The sequence below is a fragment of the Pseudomonas sp. DF5 genome, assembly GCF_058148225.1.
The window spans coordinates 70,766-94,322 of record NZ_JBYVYM010000017.1 but is presented as its reverse complement, the minus strand read 5'-3'; the positions used below and the strand labels follow the sequence as shown (position 1 = coordinate 94,322).

19 protein-coding genes, 1 tRNA gene and 3 pseudogenes are annotated in these 23,557 nt (G+C 60.6%); 18 read left to right on the top strand and 5 right to left on the bottom strand.

Going from position 1 to position 23,557, the window contains the following annotated elements; genetic code table 11:
- Nucleotides 1-55 precede the first annotated feature (55 nt).
- The 6 genes from AC30D7_RS17175 (at nt 56) to pgaD (ending at nt 9,107) form a co-directional block, all read left to right on the top strand.
- The gene (locus tag AC30D7_RS17175; protein ID WP_019651562.1) at nt 56-691 is read left to right on the top strand and encodes a hypothetical protein; all 636 of its coding nucleotides are present in this window, start codon (nt 56-58) and stop codon (nt 689-691) included.
- A gap of 282 nt (nt 692-973) precedes the next feature.
- A complete protein-coding gene (locus tag AC30D7_RS17170) occupies nt 974-2,485 on the top strand; it encodes a YdgA family protein (RefSeq protein WP_490134857.1) in 1,512 nt (503 codons plus the stop codon).
- A 250-nt stretch (nt 2,486-2,735) separates the two neighbouring features.
- Nucleotides 2,736-5,216, top strand: a complete 2,481-nt coding sequence (gene pgaA, locus AC30D7_RS17165; protein ID WP_096481493.1) for a poly-beta-1,6 N-acetyl-D-glucosamine export porin PgaA — start codon at nt 2,736-2,738, stop codon at nt 5,214-5,216.
- Nucleotides 5,217-5,228: 12 nt separating this feature from the next.
- Nucleotides 5,229-7,226 (top strand): poly-beta-1,6-N-acetyl-D-glucosamine N-deacetylase PgaB, encoded by a 1,998-nt coding sequence (gene pgaB, locus AC30D7_RS17160; protein WP_490134856.1) that lies wholly within the window; start codon nt 5,229-5,231, stop codon nt 7,224-7,226.
- Nucleotide 7,227: 1 nt separating this feature from the next.
- Entirely contained in the window at nt 7,228-8,583 is a 1,356-nt protein-coding gene (gene pgaC, locus AC30D7_RS17155; protein ID WP_019581685.1) for a poly-beta-1,6-N-acetyl-D-glucosamine synthase, read from the top strand.
- Entirely contained in the window at nt 8,580-9,107 is a 528-nt protein-coding gene (pgaD, locus tag AC30D7_RS17150; protein WP_019581686.1) for a poly-beta-1,6-N-acetyl-D-glucosamine biosynthesis protein PgaD, read from the top strand. Before pgaC ends, pgaD begins: the two co-directional genes overlap by 4 nt.
- A 23-nt stretch (nt 9,108-9,130) precedes the next feature.
- On the opposite strand, the gene AC30D7_RS17145 is transcribed toward pgaD, so the two are convergent.
- Complete coding sequence (locus AC30D7_RS17145; RefSeq protein WP_490134855.1) at nt 9,131-10,660, bottom strand: FAD-dependent oxidoreductase; 1,530 nt, start codon at nt 10,658-10,660, stop codon at nt 9,131-9,133.
- A gap of 140 nt (nt 10,661-10,800) precedes the next feature.
- Between AC30D7_RS17145 and AC30D7_RS17140 the strand changes: the two genes are divergently transcribed.
- The 7 genes and pseudogenes from AC30D7_RS17140 to AC30D7_RS17110 all read left to right on the top strand — a co-directional run.
- Nucleotides 10,801-11,361 carry a YbhB/YbcL family Raf kinase inhibitor-like protein gene (locus tag AC30D7_RS17140; protein ID WP_490134854.1) on the top strand — a complete coding sequence of 187 codons (561 nt, stop codon included), beginning with the start codon at nt 10,801-10,803 and terminating at the stop codon, nt 11,359-11,361.
- An 87-nt stretch (nt 11,362-11,448) separates the two neighbouring features.
- Complete coding sequence (locus tag AC30D7_RS17135) at nt 11,449-13,188, top strand: vWA domain-containing protein (RefSeq protein ID WP_490134853.1); 1,740 nt, start codon at nt 11,449-11,451, stop codon at nt 13,186-13,188.
- Between the two features lie 8 nt (nt 13,189-13,196).
- On the top strand, nt 13,197-13,778 hold the full coding sequence (locus AC30D7_RS17130; protein WP_230174042.1) for an RNA polymerase sigma factor: 582 nt from the start codon (nt 13,197-13,199) through the stop codon (nt 13,776-13,778).
- Nucleotides 13,775-14,374, top strand: a complete 600-nt coding sequence (locus AC30D7_RS17125) for a hypothetical protein (protein ID WP_490134852.1) — start codon at nt 13,775-13,777, stop codon at nt 14,372-14,374. Before AC30D7_RS17130 ends, AC30D7_RS17125 begins: the two co-directional genes overlap by 4 nt.
- Nucleotides 14,375-14,394: 20 nt before the next feature.
- Nucleotides 14,395-14,664, top strand: a complete 270-nt coding sequence (locus AC30D7_RS17120) for a hypothetical protein (RefSeq protein ID WP_019581692.1) — start codon at nt 14,395-14,397, stop codon at nt 14,662-14,664.
- Between the two features lie 129 nt (nt 14,665-14,793).
- Nucleotides 14,794-14,925 (top strand): annotated as a pseudogene (locus AC30D7_RS17115) (type II toxin-antitoxin system HicA family toxin); the annotation flags it as partial.
- Nucleotides 14,922-15,104 (top strand): annotated as a pseudogene (locus AC30D7_RS17110) (type II toxin-antitoxin system HicB family antitoxin); the annotation flags it as partial. The pseudogenes AC30D7_RS17115 and AC30D7_RS17110, both read left to right, overlap by 4 nt.
- Nucleotides 15,105-15,245: 141 nt before the next feature.
- Here AC30D7_RS17110 and AC30D7_RS17105 read toward each other — a convergent pair.
- Nucleotides 15,246-15,437 (bottom strand): annotated as a pseudogene (locus AC30D7_RS17105) (DUF3077 domain-containing protein); the annotation flags it as partial.
- 206 nt (nt 15,438-15,643) lie between these two features.
- Between AC30D7_RS17105 and AC30D7_RS17100 the strand changes: the two are divergent.
- A complete protein-coding gene (locus AC30D7_RS17100) occupies nt 15,644-15,943 on the top strand; it encodes a type II toxin-antitoxin system prevent-host-death family antitoxin (RefSeq protein ID WP_019581695.1) in 300 nt (99 codons plus the stop codon).
- Nucleotides 15,940-16,248, top strand: a complete 309-nt coding sequence (locus tag AC30D7_RS17095; RefSeq protein ID WP_081625773.1) for a type II toxin-antitoxin system RelE/ParE family toxin — start codon at nt 15,940-15,942, stop codon at nt 16,246-16,248. Before AC30D7_RS17100 ends, AC30D7_RS17095 begins: the two co-directional genes overlap by 4 nt.
- Nucleotides 16,249-16,324: 76 nt before the next feature.
- Here AC30D7_RS17095 and AC30D7_RS17090 read toward each other — a convergent pair.
- A tRNA-Arg gene (locus AC30D7_RS17090) sits at nt 16,325-16,401 on the bottom strand.
- Nucleotides 16,402-16,750: 349 nt separating this feature from the next.
- Between AC30D7_RS17090 and gabD the strand changes: the two genes are divergently transcribed.
- The 3 genes from gabD (at nt 16,751) to AC30D7_RS17075 (ending at nt 21,019) form a co-directional block, all read left to right on the top strand.
- The gene (gabD, locus tag AC30D7_RS17085) at nt 16,751-18,193 is read left to right on the top strand and encodes an NADP-dependent succinate-semialdehyde dehydrogenase (RefSeq protein ID WP_490134851.1); all 1,443 of its coding nucleotides are present in this window, start codon (nt 16,751-16,753) and stop codon (nt 18,191-18,193) included.
- A gap of 197 nt (nt 18,194-18,390) precedes the next feature.
- Complete coding sequence (gabT, locus tag AC30D7_RS17080) at nt 18,391-19,668, top strand: 4-aminobutyrate--2-oxoglutarate transaminase (RefSeq protein ID WP_018929369.1); 1,278 nt, start codon at nt 18,391-18,393, stop codon at nt 19,666-19,668.
- Between the two features lie 136 nt (nt 19,669-19,804).
- Nucleotides 19,805-21,019 (top strand): HDOD domain-containing protein, encoded by a 1,215-nt coding sequence (locus tag AC30D7_RS17075; RefSeq protein WP_490134850.1) that lies wholly within the window; start codon nt 19,805-19,807, stop codon nt 21,017-21,019.
- A 64-nt stretch (nt 21,020-21,083) separates the two neighbouring features.
- Here the strand turns inward: AC30D7_RS17075 and AC30D7_RS17070 are convergent, their stop codons facing one another.
- Nucleotides 21,084-22,073 carry a GGDEF domain-containing protein gene (locus AC30D7_RS17070; RefSeq protein WP_490134849.1) on the bottom strand — a complete coding sequence of 330 codons (990 nt, stop codon included), beginning with the start codon at nt 22,071-22,073 and terminating at the stop codon, nt 21,084-21,086.
- A 263-nt stretch (nt 22,074-22,336) separates the two neighbouring features.
- Nucleotides 22,337-23,521: a delta-9 fatty acid desaturase DesA gene (gene desA / locus AC30D7_RS17065; protein WP_490134848.1), complete on the bottom strand. Its 1,185-nt coding sequence runs from the start codon at nt 23,519-23,521 to the stop codon at nt 22,337-22,339.
- Nucleotides 23,522-23,557 lie beyond the last annotated feature (36 nt).

The window sequence follows — 23,557 nt, the reverse complement described above, 5'->3', positions numbered from 1 at the left end:
GGGTCGCGCGGCGAACCCGTCGATCAAGGCTTGCGTTGGTCATGGGGATCTAATAATGAAAAACCCTTACGCTCCCGGCTTCTGGTGCGCCATTGCGGCATTGGTTTTGCTGTCGGCCACCTATTTCTATGGCGTCATGCTGGCCCACCAGATCGACAAGGCGCTGATCTTCCTCGACAGCGCGGCGGCACTGATCGCCGTGATGGCCATCGTGGTGGTCGCCTGGGCTTCCCTCCAGAACCAGCGCATCAAGAAACGACAACTCGAACAAGGCAAAACCCTGGTACTGATCTGGGACACCAAGGTGGCTTTGCGCCGGGTAGAAACGGTGTTCGACCGGTATTTCTGGGGCAGTTACTGGCAACCGGGGCGCACGTTTCAGGAAGTCATGGGCGAACTTACCGGCACGCCACTGGAAAAAAGCCTCGAAACCTTGAAGAAGCAATGCCAGGCGCTGGACAAGCAAGTGGCCGACGAGGGCTGGCACTGGCTCAACAATGCCCGAGAACTGTCCGATGTCGCCAACGCCATGGCCCGCGAACGCTATCAACTGGATTTCTGCGATCCGCGCGCGGAAGTGACTGGCGGAGCGGTGATCAATCGGGATTTTGAAGTGCTGGTGTATACGTGGACGGCACGGCTGAAAAGCTTCGATCATCAGCTTGATGAAATTGAAGTGCAGTATTCGTGAATTGAGGTTGGCTGGACTGACGCCATCGCGGGCAAGCCCGCTCCCACAGGTTCAGCGCGATCCTTGTGGGAGCGGGCTTGCCCGCGATGGCAATCTTACAGCCGCCGAAACTCTCGCTTCTTCTGCGCGGTCCATAGACACTCTTTCACCTTTAATCATTGGGCCGCTTTGCGGCGCAAATGCTAATCTCCTCGCCACTTTCAGCGCAGTCGTGACCGCGACCCGTTATGGGTTCAGGGAAGACGACCACACTTTCAACAATGGACATTGATCGGGTACTTCATGAATAAATCAGCAGGCGTGCTTCTAGGAATTGTCGTGGCCATCGGTGCAATCAGCGCGGGCGGCGCCTGGTACACCGGCAGCAAACTCGATGGGGTGCTGAACAGCTCGATCGCCGACGCCAACAAAGAACTGCAAGCCGCGCTGGCAGGCTCCAACGGCACGGCGTCGCTGGAACTGGTGTCGCTGGAGCGTCATGTGTTCAGCAGCACCGCGCACTACCGCCTCAAGGGCGAGGGCGAGATGTTTGGTGAAGCGCCGATGGAGATGCTGTTCGTCGACCGCATCGAACACGGCCCGCTGCCGTTCTCGCGCCTGGTATCGTTCAAGTGGTTGCCAGTCCTGGCCACCAGTCACTACGAGCTGGAAAAAACCCCGCTGACCGAAAAGTGGTTCGCCGCCGCCAAGGACAAATCCCCGGTCAAAGGCGTGGTCAACATCGGCTACGACAACTCCACCAAGGGCTCGCTCGAATTCCTGCCGCTGGAAGCGGCACTGGATGACAAGTCCAACCTGACGTTCTCCGGGTTGAAACTCGACGTGGCCGCCAGCGCCCAGGCGCAAAAGGTCAAGGCCGACGGGTACATGGACAGCCTGAAGCTGACCACGGTGGCTGAAGACCAGACGCCGGTGCAGGTTGAGCTCAACGGTTTGACCCTGGCCAGTAATCTGAACAAAAGCACCTACGGCTATTACGTCGGTGACAACACCCTCGAGCTGACAAACAGCAAAACCACCTTTGGCCCCAAGCAATCGGTACTCGGTTTCAAGAACTTTGAAATGAAGAACCAGACCGGGGAATCAGGCACCAACGCTTCTGGGCGTGCCGATTACAAGGTCGGTGAAGTGTCCTTGAACGGTAAGGTTATCGGCTCTGCGCAGATGGCCATGAGCCTGAAAAACCTCGACATCCCGTCGACGATGTCGCTGATGCAGATCTACCAGACCAAACTGCAGCCGTACGAAAGGGCCGCCGCCGAAGCCACTGCCGCCGGTCTGCCGGCGCCGCAACTGAACCTGACCCCGGCCGAAGAAGCACAGGTCAAGACCGGGCTGGAGAAACTGCTGGCCGCAAGTCCTCAGGTGGCACTGGAAAATCTGTCGTTCAACACCAGCAATGGCGAAAGCCGCGCCAACCTGGTGCTGGACCTGACCAAACCGCAATCCATGGACCTGCCACCAGACCAATTGGTCAAGCAGTTGATCGCGTTGCTGGAATTCAACGTATTGGTGTCCAAGCCAATGCTCGTTGATTTGCTCACCGTGCAGTCGCAGATCGACGGCCAGACCGATGCCAAGCTCATCGCCGATCAGGCGAACGCAACCGCCGACATGTTCAGCAGCATGGCGGTTGGAACGCAACTGGCGAAACTGGACGGTAACAACGTCGTCACCAAGCTGCATTACGCCAACAATCAGGTGGACTTCAACGGCCAGAAAATGACCCTCGAAGAGTTTGTCGGTTTTGTGATGAGTAAGCTCGGCGGCACTGGCGACGTCACCATCCAGTAAAACCGCAGGCTTCAGCGCAACGCCCGGCCTCTGCAACACGCAGACGCCGGGCGTTTTGCTGTCTGGGGTTCCGAAACGGGGTGAGGGGAGGCCGGCCACGAATCTGAAGAAATATTGTGTCTTGAATTATTGACTACGCTTGCATGCAAGACTGTTTCGATAAAGCTTGGCCGGGTTTTTCGATCCGGCTTTCCGTTACGAGTGGGCAAGGGGCATTGCGACCCGGCTGGCCATGTAAGGATGCTGACGAATGCCGCGTATTGCTGGTCCCTTTATTCATCGTGGGCTGCGCCCCTTGTTTCGCGTTGCGCTGTGCGGCCAATTGTTGTGGCCGGTGCTGGCGCTCGCCGATACCCCTTACGATCAAATGGTTCGCGATGCGCGGGCCGGCAACTACACGCCTGCGCTGACGGTGTTGCGCCAGGTGCCGGTAAGCCAGGCCTCCACTGGCCAGATCAGCGATCACTTGCAGATCGCCAGTTGGGCCGGTCTGGATGCCGAAGTGGTACAGGTCTATGAAACCCAGGGACGTGATCGAGCGTTGCCGGTCCAGGCCCTGACTGCCACCGCGCGGGCCTATCGCAACCTCAAGCGTTGGGACTCGGCGACCCAGGTGTACAACAAGGCCCTGGCTCTTGAACCGCAAAATGCCGACCTGCAGCTGGGCCTGGCGATGACCCAGGCCGACGCCGGTAAACCTGACGAGGCGGTTGCCCGCGCCAGGGCTCTGGTGGCGGCGAAACCGGATGATCCTGGCCGCCGTCTGGCTTTGGCCTACGCCTTGACCCGCGCCGGTGCCACTTACGATGCGTTGTTTGAGTACGACCAGGCCTTCACCCGCGCCGGCAGCAAACCCGAAGTCGCTCGGGAATACGTGATTGCCCTGCAACGCGCTCGTTTGCCGGAGCCGGCCTTGCGCCTGGCGCGTCAGCGGCCGGGGTTGATTGATCCGGTCACGCAACGCCGTCTCGAAGGTGACCTGGCCGCCGAACGCGTGCGCCTGGCCGAACTCGCCACCCGCAGCGAAAAAGAACGTTATGTGATCGCCGATCGGGCCCTGGCCGATTACGACCAGTTGCTGGCGACCTGGACGCCGGACCCTGCGGCCCACGATGACGTCATCCGCTGGCGAATCGACCGCATGGGCGCCCTCAAGGCCCGTGCACGCACCGCCGATGTGATCACCGAATACCAGAAGCTGCTCGCCGAAGGCGTGAAGATTCCGACCTATGCCCTACGTTGGGTGGCGTCGTCCTATCTGGATCAGCGTCAGCCGGAAATCGCCACCGATTTGTATCGCCAGGTGCTGGTAGCGCCGGATGCCGATGTCGGCGATCGCCTGGAAGACAGCACCGCGCTCTATTACGCCCTACTCGAAAGCGACAAGGCCGATGACGCGCGCAAGGTCGCCGAGGACCTGGCCAAGACCCAAAAGCCACGGGTCGAGCTCAAGGGCCTGCCGGTGGGCAATCCCAACGATGAATGGATGGACGCGCAGCAACTTGCCGCCCAGGCCGGCACCTACGGCGCCGATCTGCCGTCGGGCGAGCAGCGTTTGCAGACGTTGGTCGATCAGGCACCGGGCAACGTCGGCTTGCGTCTGGCCCAGGCCGATCTGTACCTGGCCCGGGATTGGCCACGACGCGCCGAGAATCAGCTCAAGGAAACCGAGAGCATGGCCCCGCGGGATATCGGGCTGGAAGTCGCTCAGGGCCACACTGCCATGGATCTGCAGGAATGGCGGCAGATGGATGCGCTGACCGACGATGTGGTCGCGCGTTTTCCGGACAACCGTCAGGTGCAGCGTTTGCAGCGTCAGCGTGCGGTCCATGACATGGCCGAGCTGCGAGTTCAGGCCTACGGCGGCAAGAGTTATGGCGGCGGCAACGGCGATGTCGGGGCGGTCAACGGCAGCCGCGATTTCGGCATCGAAACCACGCTGTACAGCCCGCCCATCGATGAAGACTGGCGCCTGTTCGCCGGTGCCGGCTACGCCACTGGCGATTTCCAGGAAGGTACTGGTCACCATCGCTTCCAGCGTGTCGGGCTCGAACGTCGGACTCGCGACATGTCCCTGGAAGCGGAAGTCTCCAACCATTCCTACGGCTTTGGCGATAAACAGGGCGCGCGCCTGGCGATTGCCCGAGACATCGACGATCACTGGCAGTACGGCGGCAGCCTCGAATATCTGTCGGCACAAACGCCGTTGCGAGCGTTGAACAGCGACATCACGGCCAACGGCGGCAGCGGCTTTATCCGCTGGCGTGCCAATGAAAGCCGTGAGTGGAGACTGGCGGTCAGCCCCTCGCATTTCAGCGACGGCAACAACCGTATCGAAGCCGTGCTCACCGGTCGCGAGGGCGTTTATCGCGCGCCGGGGCTGCAAGTCGACCTCGGTCTGGAAGTCGGCAGCAGCCATAACTCCAAGTCCGACGACGTGCCGTACTTCAACCCCAAATCCGACTTCAGCGTGCTGCCGACGATGAACGTCAATCACGTGCTCTACCACCGCTACGAAACCTCCTGGAGCCAGCAGTTCCAGGCCGGTGCGGGCACCTACAGCCAGCGCGATCACGGCACCGGCGGTATCGCCCTGCTGGGTTATGGCCAGCGCTACAGCTGGAACGACGTGTTCGAGGTGGGCGGCCTGCTGAGCGTGATCAACCGGCCATTTGACGGTGACCGGGAAACCGATCTGCGCCTGCTCGTCGACCTTACTTACCGCTTCTAGAAGAGTTTGAAGATGCCTTTTATTTCGCGTTTCATCCTCCTGCTGGGAGTGCTGTTGATCAGCGCCTGTGCCCAGCAAGCCCCAGCCTTCGCGCCGCCGTCCGAACGCCCGATGCCGGCCAATGAAAAGCCGTGGCCGAAAAACCATGTGCTGGGGATCGCATACCACGATGTCGAAGACCGCGACCCCGATCAGGCGGTGGTGGCCGTGCGCACCGAGCGCCTGCTCGAGCAACTGGCGTGGCTGCGGGAGAACAACTACACACCCGTCACCATCGACCAGATCATGGCCGCTCGCAGCGGCGGCCCCGAGCTGCCACCACGGGCGATCGTGCTGAGTTTCGACGACGGCTATTCGAGTTTCTACACCCGCGTGTTGCCGGTGCTGCGAGCCTATAACTGGCACGCCTTGCTGGCGCCGGTCGGGGTGTGGATCGACACGCCGCAGAACCAGCCAGTGGATTTCGCCGGTACACCGCGCAAGCGATCGGATTTCCTGACCTGGGAGCAGATCCGCGAGATTTCCCGGTCCGGCCTGGTGGAAATCGCCGCCCACACCGACGCCAGCCACAAAGGCGTGTTGGCCAACCCGCAAGGCAACCTGCAACCGGCAGCCGCGACCCGGCGCTATGACGCCGCCACCGGTCGCTACGAAACTGAAGCCCAATTCCAGGCCCGGATGCGCGCTGACGTAGCGGCCATCTCGGAGAAAATCCGCAAGGTCACTGGCTACAAACCGCGAGTCTGGGTGTGGCCGTACGGCGTGGCGGATGGCACCTCGCTGCAAGTGATCAACGACCAGGGTTATCAGATGGCCCTGACTCTGGACGACGGCCTCGATGCCCTCGACAACCTGATGAGCGGCCCGCGCTTTCTGGTGGCCTCGGACCCGGATGGCGAACACTTCGCCAACAGCGTCGTCGCGGTGCAGGCCGAATCGCCGATGCGCGTGGTGCATGTGGATCTGGACAACGTCTACGACCCGGACCCGGCCCAACAGGAAATCAACCTCGGCAAACTGATCCAGCGCATGGCCGACATGGGTGCCAACACGGTGTTCCTGCAAGCCTTCGCGGATCCCGCGGGCGATGGCCTGGTGCATTCGCTGTACTTCCCCAACCGTCATCTGCCGATGCGCGCCGATATCTTCGATCGCGTGGCCTGGCAGTTGCGCACCCGGGCTCACGTCAAAGTCTATGCCTGGATGCCGGTACTGAGTTTTGCCCTGGATTCGAAGCTGCCGCGAGTCACTCGCTGGGACCCGAAAACCGGTACCGCATCGATCGATCCGGACCAGTACAAGCGCTTGTCACCGTTCGATCCGAACGTGCGGCGCATCATCGGTGAAATCTACGAAGACGTGGCACGCCTGACCTCGGTCGACGGCATCCTCTATCACGATGACGCGGTGCTGTCGGACTTCGAAGACGCCGGCCCCGAAGCCCTGAAAGTCTATGCCGCCAACGGCCTGCCCGGTTCGATAGCCGCCCTGCGCGAGGATCCGGCCACCCTGCAACGCTGGACGCGGTTCAAGAGCCGCTACCTGATCGATTTCACCCATGAGCTGACCGCCAAGGTTCGCGCCATTCGCGGCCCGCAAGTGAAGACGGCGCGCAATATTTTCGCCGAGCCGATGCTCAACCCCGAGAGCGAAGCCTGGTTTGCACAGAACCTCGACGACTTCCTGGGCGCCTACGACTGGACGGCACCGATGGCCATGCCGCTGATGGAAAAACAGAGCCGCCAGCAATCCGGACCGTGGCTCGAAGCACTGGTGGCGACGGTCAAATCGCGCCCCGGCGCACTCGACCGCACGGTGTTCGAATTGCAGGCCCGCGACTGGACGAAAAATAAACACGCCGACATCGACGGCGGGCAGTTGGCTGACTGGATGGGCCGCCTCAAGCGTCAGGGCGCCACCAGTTTCGGCTACTACCCAGACAACTTCCTCGAGAACCAGCCGGACCTGAAAGCCGTGCGGCCCGCGCTCTCCAACAAGTGGAATCCATAACATGCTGGACAGACTTCTGGCCCTGTTGGTTCTGGCGATCGTCCTGGGGGTTCCCCTCGGGCTGATCTTTCTGGTCACCGGGCAATTCCTGATGGACTTCGTATTCTTCTACCCACTGTTCATGTCGGGGCTGTGGATCGCCGGCGGCCTGTATTTCTGGCTGCACTGGGAGCGGCACTGGCCGTGGCAGGACGACACCTTGCCGCCACCATTGGCCGGCGAACCGCTGATCTCGATCCTGATCCCTTGCTACAACGAAGGCGACAACGCCGCCGATACCATCCACGCGGCGCTGGCCCAGCATTACCCGAACATCGAAGTGATCGCGATCAACGACGGCTCCAAGGACAACACCGCCGCGGTGCTCGACGCACTGGCGGCGCAGGATCCGCGTTTGCGGGTGCTGCACCTGGCGGAAAACCAGGGCAAAGCCGTGGCCCTGCGCATGGGCGCCATCGCGGCGCGCAGCGAGTACCTGGTGTGCATCGACGGTGACGCGCTGTTGGCGCCGAATACCGCGGCCTATCTGGTGGCGCCGATGCTCGACAACGCACGACTGGGCGCTGTGACCGGCAACCCGCGAATCCGCACCCGTTCGACCCTGATCGGCCGGGTACAGGTCGGCGAGTTCTCCTCGATCATCGGCCTGATCAAGCGTACCCAGCGGGTGTTCGGGCGGATCTTCACCGTCTCCGGGGTGATCGTCGCCTTCCGTCGTACGGCCCTGAACCGGGTCGGCTACTGGAGCCCGGACATGATCACCGAAGACATCGACATCAGTTGGAAGCTGCAACTGGATCACTGGAGCATTTTCTACGAGCCCCGCGCGTTGTGCTGGATCCTCATGCCCGAAACCCTCGGCGGCCTGTGGAAGCAGCGCTTGCGCTGGGCCCAGGGCGGCGCCGAGGTGTTGTTCAAGAACATCCGGGGCATCTGGCAATACCGCCATCGTTACCTCTGGCCGTTGCTGTTCGAATACTGCCTGTCCACCGGTTGGGCCTTCACCTTCCTGTTGTCGGTGATCTTCTGGGGCGTCGGAAAGTTCGTCGAAATGCCGCCTGCCATTGCTGTCCATCACCTGATGCCGCCGGCCTTTACCGGGCTGCTGTTGGCGGTGGTCTGCCTGGTGCAATTCGCGGTCAGCATCATGATCGACCGACGTTACGAAAAGGGACTCGGCAGGACCATGTTCTGGGTGGTCTGGTACCCGCTGGTGTTCTGGTTCATCAGCCTGCTCACCACCCTGGTCAGCTTCCCCAAAGTGCTGTTTGGCCAACATCAGAAGCGCGCGCGCTGGGTCAGTCCGGACCGGGGCATCAAGCCGCTGGATGACGATGAAGAGGAGGTCATCAAATGAAAATCATCAGAACCCGGCAGCGGCCCTTTTTGGTCGTTCTCGATGTTTTCTTCACCGTGCTGGCCTGGATCGGGCTGCTGTATTTACTGGCGCGGGGTCTGTGGCCGTTGATCGATACCCATGACGGGCCGCGCATCGATGCATCTTTTTTCGACGCCCTCGGTACGTTGCAGATTTACCTGTGGGTGGCGCTGGTGAACGCGGTGATCCTGATTGGTTGGGCGCGTTATCAACAACGCAAAAGCAAGAGCTTCGCCCAGCGCCGTTTGCCGGCGCCGGTGGTGGACGATCAGGGGCTGAGCAAAAGCTTCAAGTTGACCGGCGACCGACTGGCGAAACTGCGCACGCCGGGCTCAATGACCATTCACAACGATCAGGAAGGCGATGTCAGCCATGTCGTTACGCACTTCACCCCGGTCGACCCGTCCCAACTGCCGCCGCCCTTGGCGCCATTGGAGCATCCATTGGTGATCCGCCTGCCGGCCGAAGATGACGACAACCGCGAGCCGATGAGCCACGTCTGAACCTGACGCCTTGAAAAAGTGCGTCAGGCAAAATCCCGGATCAGGCGCCACGCCTCGTCCACCGACAGCGGTTGTTTCATCCGTTCGGCGAGCATTGCCATCGCCCGTTCCTGATCACACGCAACCGCTGCCGCCACCACGCCGTTTTTACCGAACAGGCCAATAAACGGCGGATTTTCTGGGTCGCCTTTGAACTCAACCTCGTCCCAGGTCTCGGCGTGTCCGAGATAGTCGTAGTTTTTGCCGAAGTGCCAGGTCCAGAAATACGGCACGTCGAGGTAGCGCTCGTCGCCGCCGAGCATATTCGCCGCCGCAATCCGCGCCTGTTGCTGGGCCAGGCGCCAGTGTTCGATCCGTTGGGGCTGGCCATTGAGCGGGAAGGTCGCGATATCGCCGACGGCCCAGAGCCCGTCGGTCACGCGCATGCCGCCGTCGACCCTCAATGACTGATCTTTTTCCTTCGGCAGATCGGTAAACGGAGTGGTCGCCGGGGTGACGCCAATGCCGACCAGCACCAGATCCGCCGGCAAGCGCTGGCCGTTGTCCAGCAGCACCGCTTCGACTTTGCCTGTGCCTTCGATCTTCGCCGCTTCGCCATCGGTATGAAACACCACACCATTGGCCTCGTGCAGGGCACGAATCGCCTTGCCGACGGCCTCGCCGAATTGCGCCTCGAAAGGGATGGCATGGCGGGTCAGGACGGTGACATCCAAGCCGTACTGACGCAGGGATGAAGCGGATTCCAGACCAATGAAGCTGCCGCCGACAATCACTGCCCTTTGACCCGGTTTTGCGGTGGTCAGAATCTGCTGCGCCTGCGCCTTCGAGCGCAACACGAACACCTGCGGCAGATCGGCGCCTGGCAGCGACAGGGATTTTGGTATGCCACCGGTCGCAATCACCGCGGCGTCATAGCTCAACGATTGACCATCGGCCAGGCGCAGAGTCCGGTTCGGTGCATCCAGGCCCATCACATCGCTGTTTATCCGTTCAATGCGTTGTTCACGATAAAAGTCTTCATCGCGCAGCGGCGGAACTTCGTCCGGTGGCATTTCCCCGGCAATCACGAATTTGCTCAATGCCGTACGGTCGTATCCGGCTTCGGGCTCGCGGTCGATCAGTAGCACCCGACCGCCGAAGCCTTTCTCCCGCAGCGCCGCCGCGCAGGCCGTCCCCGCTGCACCGGCGCCGATGATCGCAAAGGTCCGCTTATCATCCTCCGGCGGTGTGCTGGGGCCGGGCATCGGCTGGTCGTCGACCCAGACCTCATCGTCGCGCAACTCCAGCGGATAGCGCCGCAGACTGTCCAGGGACGGTGGCTCGCACAGCGCGCCGTCTTCGAGACGATAAGCCGCCTTGTGCCACGGGCAGATCAGCCGGCCCTCACACAGCGCACCTTTGGCCAAGGGAGCCCCGGCGTGGGGACATCTACCCTGATAGGCGCGCAATTGATCGCCGACCCGCAGCAAGACGATTTTCATCTTGTCGATCCGGACTTCAAGGCCACGGTCGAGGGGCACATCGGCGAAACGGGCGACGCGGTGCAGTGCCATGATCGATCTCCAGGCAGGTGTTTCACTTAGGAGTTTGGCGCTTATTCCCAGGTTCAGCCAATTCCCACTGCCACCGCACGAACGGTCCGGCTATAGTTTGCGTGCCGACGACGGCCCCACCCCGCACAAGGTGCTCCGGTATGACCCGATTGACCTCTTTGAACCCTTGGCTGGCGGCCGTTGCAGTCGCCCTTTGCGTGCAATTGCCGGCGCAGGCCCAGGAGCGTTTCACCCTCAGCATCCCCGGCGTTTCGGACAATCGGCTGTTCACGTCGGCGGAGGCCAGCGATGCCAGCGGTTGCGGCGGCAAGAACCAGTCCCCGGCCCTGAGCTGGAACGCCGGCCCTCCGGGCACCCTCAGCTACGCCATCGTCATGCACGACCCGGACGGCCAGAAAGGCCTGGGCGTCGATCACTGGATTCGTTACGGCATCAAGGCCACGACGCGGCAGATCCCGGCCGGTGTCGGCACTAAATCCACCCTCGAAGGCGTGGGTGGCACCAACATCAAAGGCACCACTAACTATGTTGGCCCGTGCCCACCCATCGGTGACAGCATCCATCACTACGTCATCCAGATCTACGCCCTGGACCTGGCGCCAGAAGCCTTGCCCGCCGGCCTGACCCGCGCGCAGCTGCTGGAGCAGATCAAAGGCCATGTGTTGAAAAACAGCAGCGTGGTGCGGCGTTATCACCGCTGAAGATTTTTCACGTCGGCTTAACCCGAACCCGGCGGGCTGTCCGTCTCAGAGGATGAATGAGTCAATTTCCTCCTGAGGTCAGCCCCCATGTCCGTCCCTCTGCACTTCCTCCGCCCGGCCGCCCAGGGTTTCGCCGCCGGGTTGCTGCTGGCCGTTGCCGGTTGCGGCGGTTCATCCACACCACCCTCTGAGACGGGCAACCCGGCAGCGGTTGCGCCCCCAGCTCAAAATGCGCCGAAAACTGAAGCGTTAGTGCGTCGCGAGGCCGCCACAATGGCGGACACCGCGATGGCCAAGCACAGCGCACGACCGGCGCCGCTGGTCGCTTTCGCGCCAGTGCCCGCAGGTGAAACTTATCCACAGGGCTACCGGGATGAGCAGCGCGAGCAATATCAGGCGCTGGTCGATAACCCGATTCACAGCGTGGCCGAAGCGCCGGTCTCGACCTTCAGCGCCGATGTCGATACCGGCGCGTACGCCAATGTCCGGCGCTTGCTCAATCAGGGGCGTTTACCGCCGGAAGGGGCGGTGCGGCTGGAAGAAATGGTCAATTACTTCCCCTACGATTACGCCTTGCCCACCGACGGCTCGCCATTTGGCGTGACCACCGAACTGGCGCCGTCACCCTGGAACCCGCATACCCGATTGCTGCGTATCGGCATCAAGGCCTCCGATCGCGCGGTGGCAACGCTGGCCCCAGCGAACCTGGTGTTTCTGGTGGACGTGTCCGGCTCCATGGACCGTCGCGAAGGCCTGCCTCTGGTCAAAAGCACCCTGAAATTGCTGGTCGATCAATTGCGCGAGCAGGACCGGGTTTCGCTGGTGGTCTATGCCGGAGAATCCCGTGTGGTGCTGGAGCCGACTTCCGGACGGGAAAAAGCGAAAATTCGTACCGCCATCGAGCAATTGACGGCGGGCGGCTCGACCGCCGGCGCGTCGGGTATCGAACTGGCTTACCAAATGGCGCAACAGGCGTTTATCCCCAAAGGCATCAACCGCATCCTGCTAGCCACCGACGGTGACTTCAACGTCGGCATCAGCGACTTCGACAGCCTCAAGCAAATGGCTGTGGATAAACGCAAGACTGGCGTGTCCCTGACCACCCTGGGTTTTGGTGTGGATAACTACAATGAACACCTGATGGAACAACTGGCCGACGCCGGCGACGGTAACTACGCCTACATCGACAACCTGCGCGAAGCGCGCAAAGTGCTGGTGGATCAACTCGGCTCGACCCTGGCGGTGGTGGCGAAGAATGTGAAGCTGCAGGTGGAGTTCAACCCGGCTCAGGTCAGCGAATATCGGCTGTTGGGTTATGAGAACCGCGCCTTGAAGCGTGAGGATTTCAGCAACGACAAAGTCGACGCCGGAGAAATCGGCGCAGGGCACACGGTGACGGCGCTGTACGAAATTGTGCCCAAGGGCGAGAAGGGCTGGCTGGAACCGTTGCGCTATGGCAAATCGGCGACCGATGTTTCCGCAAAAAACGGAGAAATGGCGATGCTGCGGGTGCGTTATCAGTTGCCGGAAGGTGGGAACAGTCGCTTGATCGAACGACCAATCCTGAAGAGTGAGGCCGGCAAAATCTCGGCCGCCAGCGATGACCTGCGCTTTGCCGCCGCCGTCGCTGCGTTTTCCCAGCAGCTCAAGGACGGGCGCTACACCGGTGATTTCAGCTTGAAAGACACCGAAACCCTGGCCCGTGGCGCACGGGGTGACGATCAATTCGGCCTGCGCGGTGAGTTTGTGCAATTGGTGGAATTGGCGCAGAGCCTGCGAGCCTCCACCGCCTCGAATCAACCGCCCAACGACAACCGGATAGAGTGAAAGCTGACATGTCCGATCCTGCAATCAGCTCAACCGCCAGCAGCGATGAATCGCTGCTGGCGCGCTACCGCTCTGGCGACGGGCCGGCGTTCGAAGTTTTGTACGCTCGCCACCGCCAGGGCCTGTATCGATTCCTCCTCGGCCTCAGCGGCAAACCCGAACTGGCCGAAGAGGTGTACCAGGAAACCTGGCTGAGCCTGATCCGCAGCACCAGTCAGCCACAAGGCCGGGCGAACTTTCGTACCTGGCTCTACCAGATTGCCCGCAACCGACTGATCGATCACTGGCGCAAACATGGCATTCACAACCCCTTGCACGACAGCTACGACGAACAGGCCCACGCCCTGATCGACGACGCAGCCGACCCTGAACAACTGCTGAGCCTGAGCCGCGACGGTCAACGCCTCGAAACCGCTCTGCAAACCCTGCCCGCCGACCAGCGCGAAGTGTTCCTGCTGCGCGCCCACGGCGACCTCGACCTGCCGCAGATCGCCACCCTCACCGAAACACCGCTGGAAACCGTTAAAAGCCGCTTGCGCTACGCCCAGCAAAAACTGCGTCGGCTGCTGGCCGAGGAGGTACTGACATGACTGACGCCAAACAAACACCGTCATCGCCCGACGATGAAATGCTCAAGCATTTCCGCGACCACAGCAGCGGCGAACCACCGGCGCACCTCGACGCCTTCATCCTCGCCACTGTCCACCGCGAAGCCCCCGCGCCGAAGCCGAACCTGTGGCAACGCTGGCTCCGCGCCTGCCAACAGCCCCGTTGGCAAGTCGCGTTCGCAAGCCTGGTCGGGGTTGCGCTGATGCTGGCGCTGGTGCAACGCACGCCCGAGCAATTGCCGAGTTACGACTTCGCTCCTGCGCCGAAAGCGTCCGCACCGACTGCTAAACCGGAAGCCGCTGCCCGCTTCCAGGCTACGCCCGCCCCGGCTGCGCCGATGGCGGATTTTGCTGCACCGATGCAACGAGAGTCGATCAACAGCGAAATGGCCGACGAAGCCAAACTCAGCAAACGCGCCGCCGCGCCGGCCAAGTCACTGGATGATCAATTACGTGAAGTGATACTCCTGCAAGACGCCGGACAAACCCAAGCAGCCGAAGCGCTGATGACGACATTGCACAAGCGCTTTCCCAAGGAAAACCTTGCGGCCAAACTCAAGGAAATGCAGAAAAAATGAGCTGAACAGCGGTCGCCGATTTGGCAACAACCCCCGAAAGCGCGCACTATCAGCCCATAGCCGATGCGTTGGAGGATGCCGTGGCCCAAAAAATCGACCGCATCGCCCAAATGCTCAACTGCCCGGTGAAGGGTGAGGAACTGCGGCGAGCAGTGACTGAGAGTCGTAAGGAGTTTCTTCTGGCGAAGCAGGCAGAAGATGATCTTGAGGAAGACGTTCTTGATGATGAGTTGATCGAGGACGAAGAAGACGATGATGAATACGACGAGTTTGACTGGACGACAGAATGAAAAAACCGCTTTGGCGGTTTTTTGCCATTAAAGAAATGTTGATGGCCCCTGTCGGTTGATGCGCTTCGGTGCTGAGACTGCTCAGGGGTTTTTTATTGCCTGGGATTTTTCCGCCTTACCAATCATGTTGGGTTCCGGGTACGTTTTGAGCTCAACGGTGTGGTTGGCACCTTTCATCGACCACACCCGGACAAAAAAGCAAAGTCCTACCAGGTTCGTGGTGCGCGGGCTTTCCTTGAACAAGCAGGAGTCACCCCATGAACGTAATGAATTACAAAGGCTATGCCGCCCGAATTGAATACAGCGAGGAAGACGGCCTGTTTGTCGGCCATATCGCTGGTATTAGAGATGTCGTTGGGTTTCATGGCGAGTCGGTACAGGAACTTCGAAACGCATTTGAAGAGGCCGTCACTGATTATCTGGAAACTTGCGCCAAGCTCTGACGAAGATCGAGCGCATGCCTGACCACTGCTATTGCACGGTTATGCAGTTGCATGAGTGGTAGGACGGCAGAAGTCAGCATCTACACGCAATTGTGGAGGCCCCGAATAATCGGGGCGCATTTAAAGGGTGAGTTGCCGCTATTCTGCGGCTTGTTGCGTCGCCGTCTGCGGTGGTTGCGTCAACACTTTCACCACATCATCAATCACTGCCTTACTCATCGCAGTCAGATAATGCGCGGCCCACGCGTGGCGATCGGTGTCTTTTGCGTAGGCTGCATCCTCAGCAAACGACTTGGCCAGGAACAACAGGTCGGACGCCTGCGCCACAGCAACTGGCCAAGGTGCGGTTTCAGCCGCCTTTGTTCGTGCCGCTCATTTGCCGGTCATTTGACTAGCGAATCTCGATTTAACGACAGCAAAGGAAACCCGTTTCGATGGTTTTTTGTGGGGCAGATGGCCCCGGTCAGTTGCACGTTGACCGTTGTTCGGAAAATCGAGCACTATAAGGTACTATTTTTTGTACCTTTGGAGCCGTCATGGAGCAATTACTTGCGAGTCGGTCGGTCAGTATTACCGAGCTGAAACGCAGCCCAAGTACTGTGATTGAGCAAGCAGGCTCAGAGCCAGTTGCCGTTCTCAACCACAATCGTCCTGCTGCCTACCTTTTGCCGCACGCCGCTTATCAGCAGCTCCTGGATAGATTACGAGCCGCAGAAATATGTGTAGCTATTGCGACCAGCCGCAATGACCCACGTCCGGCTATTGCTGCCGATACCGTGTTTGCCGAGCTTGATGCGCTCATTGATGAGGTCGAAGCAGAGCAGAAGCGCCCATGAGACAACTGTTTTTCTCCGCACTGGCACGAGAGGATCTGCAGCAAATCGCCCGCTACATTGCCCGTGACAATCCGGGTCGAGCTCGGACTTTTGTTGGTGAGCTACGAGTGTGCTGTGCTCGGCTGCTGGATCAGCCTAATCAAGGTATTCCCCGAGATGACTATGCCAGAGGGCTGCGAATGATTTCCCACGGCCGATATTTGATCTTTTATAGTCTTTTCGAGGGCGATGTTCAGATTGAGCGTGTCCTGCATGCCGCAAGGGACGTTGGACGTCTATTCGAATCAGGCAGCGCTGATCACTAGACCCAAACCATTGAAAATGGCTTACCCACAAAAAAGCCCCAGACCCTAAGACCTGAGGCTTTCTCGCTTCTACATATGGTGCACCAGGCGGGATTCGAACCCACGACCCCTGCCTTCGGAGGGCAGTACTCTATCCAGCTGAGCTACTGGTGCAATGCGGGCGCCATGATACTCATATGCGCTGCGGGCGTCCATGCTGCTGAATCGTCTGCGTTTTTCCAAAGCGTAACCTACGGTTGCTACGCTGATCCGAAAAAATAGGCAAATGCGGCGTTTTCGTTCTTTTTTTCGAACAGGCTATTGTCCTTTACCCCCTTTGATCCTAGGATTCGTTTGAGATTTCAAACGCTCTTGTCTGGGTGCTGAACCGCACGAGTTCGATCAGTGCGCTATTTATGTGCTTCAGCCCGGTGAATGATTTCCCTGACGGCAGCCTATAAGGCGCCTTTCTACAATCATAATTCGCTCCGCGCTGGCCGCGGTGCTGTTAAGGAAAGCCGACATGCAGCTTAAAGACACCCAGTTGTTCCGCCAGCAAGCCTTTATCGATGGCGCTTGGGTCGATGCGGACAACGGTCAGACGATCAAGGTCAATAACCCGGCAACGGGCGAAATTCTGGGTACTGTGCCGAAAATGGGCGCTACCGAAACCCGCCGTGCGATTGAAGCCGCTGACAAGGCGCTGCCGGCCTGGCGTGGACTGACCGCCAAGGAGCGCGCGAACAAGCTGCGTCGCTGGTTCGAGCTGATCATCGAGAACCAGGACGACCTGGCTCGTCTGATGACCCTGGAGCAGGGCAAACCATTGGCTGAAGCCAAGGGCGAGATCGTTTACGCCGCTTCCTTTATTGAGTGGTTCGCCGAAGAAGCCAAGCGCGTCTACGGTGACGTGATTCCGGGCCACCAGCCAGACAAGCGTCTGATCGTGATCAAGCAGCCAATCGGCGTGACCGCAGCGATCACTCCGTGGAACTTCCCGGCCGCGATGATCACCCGTAAAGCCGGCCCGGCCCTGGCCGCCGGTTGCACCATGGTGCTCAAGCCTGCTTCGCAAACCCCGTTCTCGGCATTTGCCCTGGCTGAACTGGCCCAGCGTGCCGGTATTCCGAACGGCGTGTTCAGTGTGGTGACCGGCAGCGCCGGCGACATCGGCAGCGAGCTGACCGGCAACCCGATCGTGCGCAAACTGTCGTTCACCGGTTCGACCGAAATCGGTCGTCAGTTGATGACCGAGTGCGCCAAGGACATCAAGAAAGTCTCGCTGGAGCTGGGCGGCAACGCGCCATTCATCGTGTTCGACGACGCGGACCTGGATAAGGCCGTCGAAGGCGCGATCATTTCCAAGTACCGCAACAACGGCCAGACCTGCGTCTGCGCCAACCGCCTGTACATTCAGGATTCGGTCTACGACGCGTTCGCCGAAAAACTGAAAGTGGCCGTGGCCAAACTCAAGATCGGCAACGGTCTGGAAGACGGCACCACCACTGGCCCGCTGATCGACGAGAAAGCCGTGGCCAAGGTTCAAGAGCACATTGCTGACGCCGTCGGCAAAGGCGCTACCGTCCTGGCGGGCGGCAAGAGCATGCAAGGCAACTTCTTCGAGCCGACCATTCTGACCAACGTGCCGAACAACGCTGCCGTGGCCAAGGAAGAAACCTTCGGTCCATTGGCGCCACTGTTCCGCTTCAAAGACGAAGCAGACGTGATTGCGATGTCCAACGACACCGAATTCGGTCTGGCCTCGTACTTCTATGCGCGTGACCTGGGTCGTGTGTTCCGTGTGGCTGAAGCCCTGGAATACGGCATGGTCGGCGTCAACACCGGGTTGATCTCCAACGAGGTCGCGCCGTTCGGCGGCATCAAGGCGTCGGGCCTGGGCCGTGAAGGCTCCAAGTACGGCATCGAAGATTACCTGGAAATCAAATACCTCTGCCTGGGCATCTAAGCCCGAAGGGATAAGCCCGGCAAGGCATTGCTTCAAACGCAAAGGGCACGAGAGCGCTGTCCCTTTGCGTGCAACAAACGGAATTTTCTCTGTGGCCGGGAACGCTGTGGCAGTCGATCATCGCATGCTGCCGTAGTTGCTTCCCCGCCGCTTAATCCTTGAACCACGCCGACCGATGAGCGGCGAATGAGGAATGTATGAGCAAGACTAACGCTGAGTTGATGGCCCGCCGCACCGCTGCTGTACCCCGTGGTGTTGGTCAGATTCACCCGATCTTCGCCGACCACGCGAAGAACGCCACCGTGACCGACGTTGAAGGTCGTGAGTTCATCGACTTCGCCGGCGGTATCGCCGTGCTGAACACCGGTCACCTGCACCCGAAAGTCATCGCCGCCGTGACTGCGCAGCTGAACAAGCTGACCCACACCTGCTTCCAGGTACTGGCCTACGAGCCGTACGTGGAAGTGTGCGAAAAAATAAACGCCAAGGTGCCGGGTGATTTCGCCAAGAAAACCCTGCTGGTGACCACTGGCTCCGAAGCCGTGGAAAACTCCATCAAGATCGCCCGCGCCGCCACTGGCCGTGCCGGCGTGATCGCGTTCACCGGCGCTTACCACGGTCGCACCATGATGACCCTTGGCCTGACCGGTAAAGTCGTGCCTTACTCGGCCGGCATGGGCCTGATGCCAGGCGGCATCTTCCGCGCGCTGTACCCGAACGAACTGCACGGTGTGAGCATCGACGATTCGATCGCCAGCATCGAGCGCATCTTCAAGAACGACGCCGAGCCGCGTGACATCGCTGCGATCATCATCGAGCCGGTGCAGGGCGAAGGTGGTTTCTACGTCGCGCCTAAAGAGTTCATGAAGCGTCTGCGCGCTTTGTGCGACCAGCACGGCATTCTGTTGATCGCTGACGAAGTGCAGACGGGCGCTGGCCGTACCGGCACCTTCTTCGCCATGGAACAGATGGGCGTTGCCGCCGACCTGACCACCTTCGCCAAATCCATCGCTGGCGGCTTCCCGCTGGCCGGTGTGTGCGGCAAGGCCGAATACATGGACGCCATCGCTCCAGGCGGCCTGGGCGGCACTTACGCCGGTAGCCCGATCGCTTGCGCCGCGGCCCTGGCCGTGATGGAGGTTTTCGAAGAAGAGCACCTGCTGGACCGTTGCAAAGCGGTTGGCGAGCGTCTGGTGACTGGTCTGAAAGCCATTCAGGCCAAATACCCGGTGATCGGTGACGTGCGTGCACTGGGTGCGATGATCGCTGTCGAGCTGTTTGAAAACGGCGACAGCCACAAGCCGAACCCGGCTGCTGTAGCCGCCGTTGTGGCCAAGGCTCGCGACAAGGGTCTGATCCTGCTGTCGTGCGGCACCTACGGCAACGTTCTGCGTGTGCTGGTACCGCTGACCGCGCCGGACGAGCAACTGGACAAAGGCCTGGCGATCATCGAAGAGTGCTTCGCCGAGCTCTGATCCGTTTGTGAACTGATCGACAAAAAACCCGCTTCGGCGGGTTTTTTTATGTCCCTTGAAACACATCAGGAGCAATTGGGCTGTATCGAATGGCCAGCATTGACTAAGGTGCAAGCATTGCCGTTGGAGTGTGCAGATGACTGCTGTGGTGTTACCCGCTGTACCGCGAGTGCTGATTGCCGAAGCGGACCCTTGGTCCCGCGACCTGCTCAAGCAGGTGTTGTTGAATGTGCGCTGCGACGCGCGGCTGGACCTGTGTGCCGATGGCCAGGAGACCCTGCAGCTGTTGGCGGAAAATCCTTATGACCTGGTGATCGTCGACTGGGAGTTACCCGGCGTCGATGGCCTGAATGTGTTGCGCAGCGTTCGCCAGCGCAAACGTAATCCGCCGTTGCCGTTCATTCTGATGAGCAGCCGCAACGACAGCGCCAGCGTGCGTGAAGCCTTGCCCCTGGCGCCCACGGCGTACCTGACCAAGCCCCTGAACATGGAAAACCTGACCCAGCGCCTGCAGGATTTGCTGCTGAGCGCGGGTGAAGAGGTGTCCTGCGAAGTGCCGTCATTGGCGCCGGGCATGACCTTGTCGGTGTATCTGGAGCGGCGGCGTGAACTGGCGGACGGTGCACCGCTGATGACCGACGTGCAGGTGGCGATCAAGCGTAGCCTCAATCCTGATGGCCTCGATTTGACGCGGCTTGAAGACGAGATCCGCACCGATCCGCAAGTCACCGCTGTCTTGATCGCTGCCGCCAACAGCGCGGCCCAGCATCATGGCGCCGCCGTGCAAACGCTGTCGCAGGCACTGCATCGATTGGGCACCGGGCAAAGCATGAACCTGATTCTGGGCCTTGCCCTCAAGCGCAGTGCCCGGCTCAGTGATCCGCAACTGGCGGACTATGCCGAGCGCTATTGGGAATTGTCCCTGCACACCGCCGAATATGCACGAACGCTGGCGCGTTTGCTGGATCTGGATCAGGAGCGTTGTTATTGCGCGGGCATGCTGCATCGCCTCGGCGATCTGGCGTTGCTGCGCTGTTTGCAGGAGTGGAAGCAGGCCGGCGGTGAGCTGGATGAATGGGAGGAGGTCGGCGATGCCCTGGCGGAATTCGGCGCGGCCTACGGTTCGGCGCTGCGCACCCGCTGGCGGCTGCCGCTGGAGCTGCGTGAACTGATTGCGGCGGTGTACCAGCTCGGTGGCGGGGTTTACTCCCGCGAAGCACTGGTGATGAACATGGCCGCGCAACTGGCGCGCCTGACCGAGCATGAGGGGCTCGAGGCATTGGCCAAGAGCCGCACGGCGCGGTTGCTCAAGATCGGATTGCCGGAGTTGATGCGCTTGCGCAAGAAGTGAAGCTGACACCGAACCCCGTGGGAGCGAGCAAGCCCGCTCCCACATTAGGTCTGTGCCGGGCCTGTCAGCCAGAGATTATCCGGTTCTTGCCCTGGCGCTTGGCCTGGTACATCGCCGCATCGGCGCGGGCGAACAGGCTGTCGAGGTTTTCATCCTCGGGCGTGAGGCTGGTCAGGCCCTGGCTGACAGTGATGCCGAACGTCTGGTCGTCATGGCTGAAGCTCAACCGCTGAATCTCCCGTTGCAGGCGCTCGGCCACTTGCATGGCCATGTCCGGTGCACAGCCAGGGAACACAGCGGCGAACTCCTCACCGCCAATCCGCCCGAACAGATCACCACGGCGCAGGGCCGCACGACCGCTCTCGGCGATGCGTTGCAGCACCTTGTCGCCCTCCGGATGGCCGTAGGTGTCGTTGATCACTTTGAAGTCATCGATGTCCAGCAGCAGGAAGGCCAGCGGCTTGCCTTGCGAGCGCGCCTGCTCGAATTCGCGATTGGCGCATTCGAAGAAGTGTCGACGGTTGCTGCTTTGGGTCAGCACGTCGGTGGTGGCCAAGCGGTGGAGCTCGGTTTCCATCTGCTTCTTTTCGGTGATGTCTTCGGCGATGCCGACGATGATCACCGGTTGGCCCGGTTCGGCCTGGCGGTTGATGAAGCACTTGTCGCTGAGCCATCGCACTTGGCCGTCGGCGGCGATGATGCGGTACTCGCGGTCTTCGACGGCGCCGTTGACCAGCACTCGCGCCAGGCTGCGCTCGGCGTAGTCCAGATCGTCGGGATAAACGCTGTCGCGCCAGTGGTTGTAGTCGGACAGCAACAGGCCGGCGGGGCGGCCGAAGATCCGGTCATAGGCCGGGCTGACGTAGAGCACCTGACGGGTTTCCCAGTTGAATGCCCAAAGCACGGCGTTGACGCTGACCAGCAGCGAGCTGAACAGCTGTTCGCGTTCGCTCAGGCGCGCCACTTCACCTTGCGCATGCATCAGCGCCATCAACGTTTGCGCGGCCTCGGGCCACTGCTCAAGGGATGTGTCTTGTAGATTTTTATTGACCATCGGCACAAATCTCAAAGGGCGTGCCGCTATTTCGACAGCGGCCAACACAAAGCCCGCCGGGGTGGCGAATTGTCTTTGAGATAGGGGATTCGGGGCGAAGTTCCCGCTTTTTGTTTGATTAGAGCTTGCTCCCGCTGGGCGGCACCGGCGACGCGTTTTTCAGCTAAAACGCGTCGTCAGGTATTGCGGCGGCTGCGCAGCCGAGCGGGGCGGTGCGGCGATGAGGCAAGCTCCCTCGCCACAGGTGTGCCCTTGATTCAGGGTCAGGCAGTGGCGGGGCGCAGGGAGTAGGTTTTCAGCTGGTCGGCGAAATCACGCAGGGATTGAATCCCGCTGGCCTCGGCCTCGTGTACCCAATCCTTGATGGCGGCCAGCATGTCGTGACCATTTGAGCTGGTCTTGACCCAGATCTGCTGCAAGGCCAGGCGTTTCTCGTAAATTACCTTCAGCGCCTGGCTGTGTTCGAGCATGGTCTGGATGCGGACATGGTGCTTGTCATCCAGCAGGCTGGTTTCCCGCGAGAGCAGGCGTTTGGCCCGGTGGAACTGGTGGCGGACCGAGTGATCGACCTTTTCCAGCTCTTGCTTGACCAGCGGCGCGATGACCAGCTTGCGGTACTGGGCCATGATCTGGAAACGGTTGTTGAGGATCGCCATGGCGGTGTCCATGTCCAGGCTGCCTTTGCCTTCGACACGGTGAGCAATCGGTGCCACCCGCTGGACCTTGGCAAGACGCAGGAAACTGAAGACCTGGATCCAGGCCCAGCCGAGGTCGAATTCCCACTTCTTCACCGACAGTTTGGCCGAGTTAGGGTAGGTGTGATGGTTGTTATGCAGTTCTTCACCGCCGATCAGGATGCCCCAAGGCACCAGATTGGTCGCCGCATCGCGGCATTCGAAGTTGCGGTAGCCGATGGCATGGCCCAGGCCATTGACCACGCCGGCGGCCCAGACCGGGATCCACATCATCTGGATGGCCCAGATGGTGATGCCGATAGTGCCGAACAGCAGCAGGTCGACGACGCCCATGATCGCCACGCCCAGCAACGGGAAGCGGCTGTAGAGGTTGCGCTCGATCCAGTCTTCGGGGCAGTTCTTGCCGTAGATGCGCAGGGTCTCGGGGTTTTCCGCTTCGGCGCGGTACAGCTCGGCGCCTTTGCGCAGAACGGTGGACAACCCTTTGATGACCGGGCTGTGCGGGTCATCGACGGTTTCGCATTTGGCGTGATGCTTGCGGTGGATAGCGGTCCACTCGCGGGTGTTCTGCGCCGTGGTCAACCACAGCCAGAAGCGGAAGAAATGTTTCAGGCCGCCATTGAGCTCAAGCGAGCGGTGGGCTGAATAGCGATGCAGATAGACCGTGACGCCGACGATCGTCACGTGGGTCATCAGCAGGGTGACTGCCACCAGTGACCAGGGCGATAAGCCAAGAAAACCTTCGTACCACATAGGCTATAGGGCCCTCGATAAAGAAAAAACAGCCGT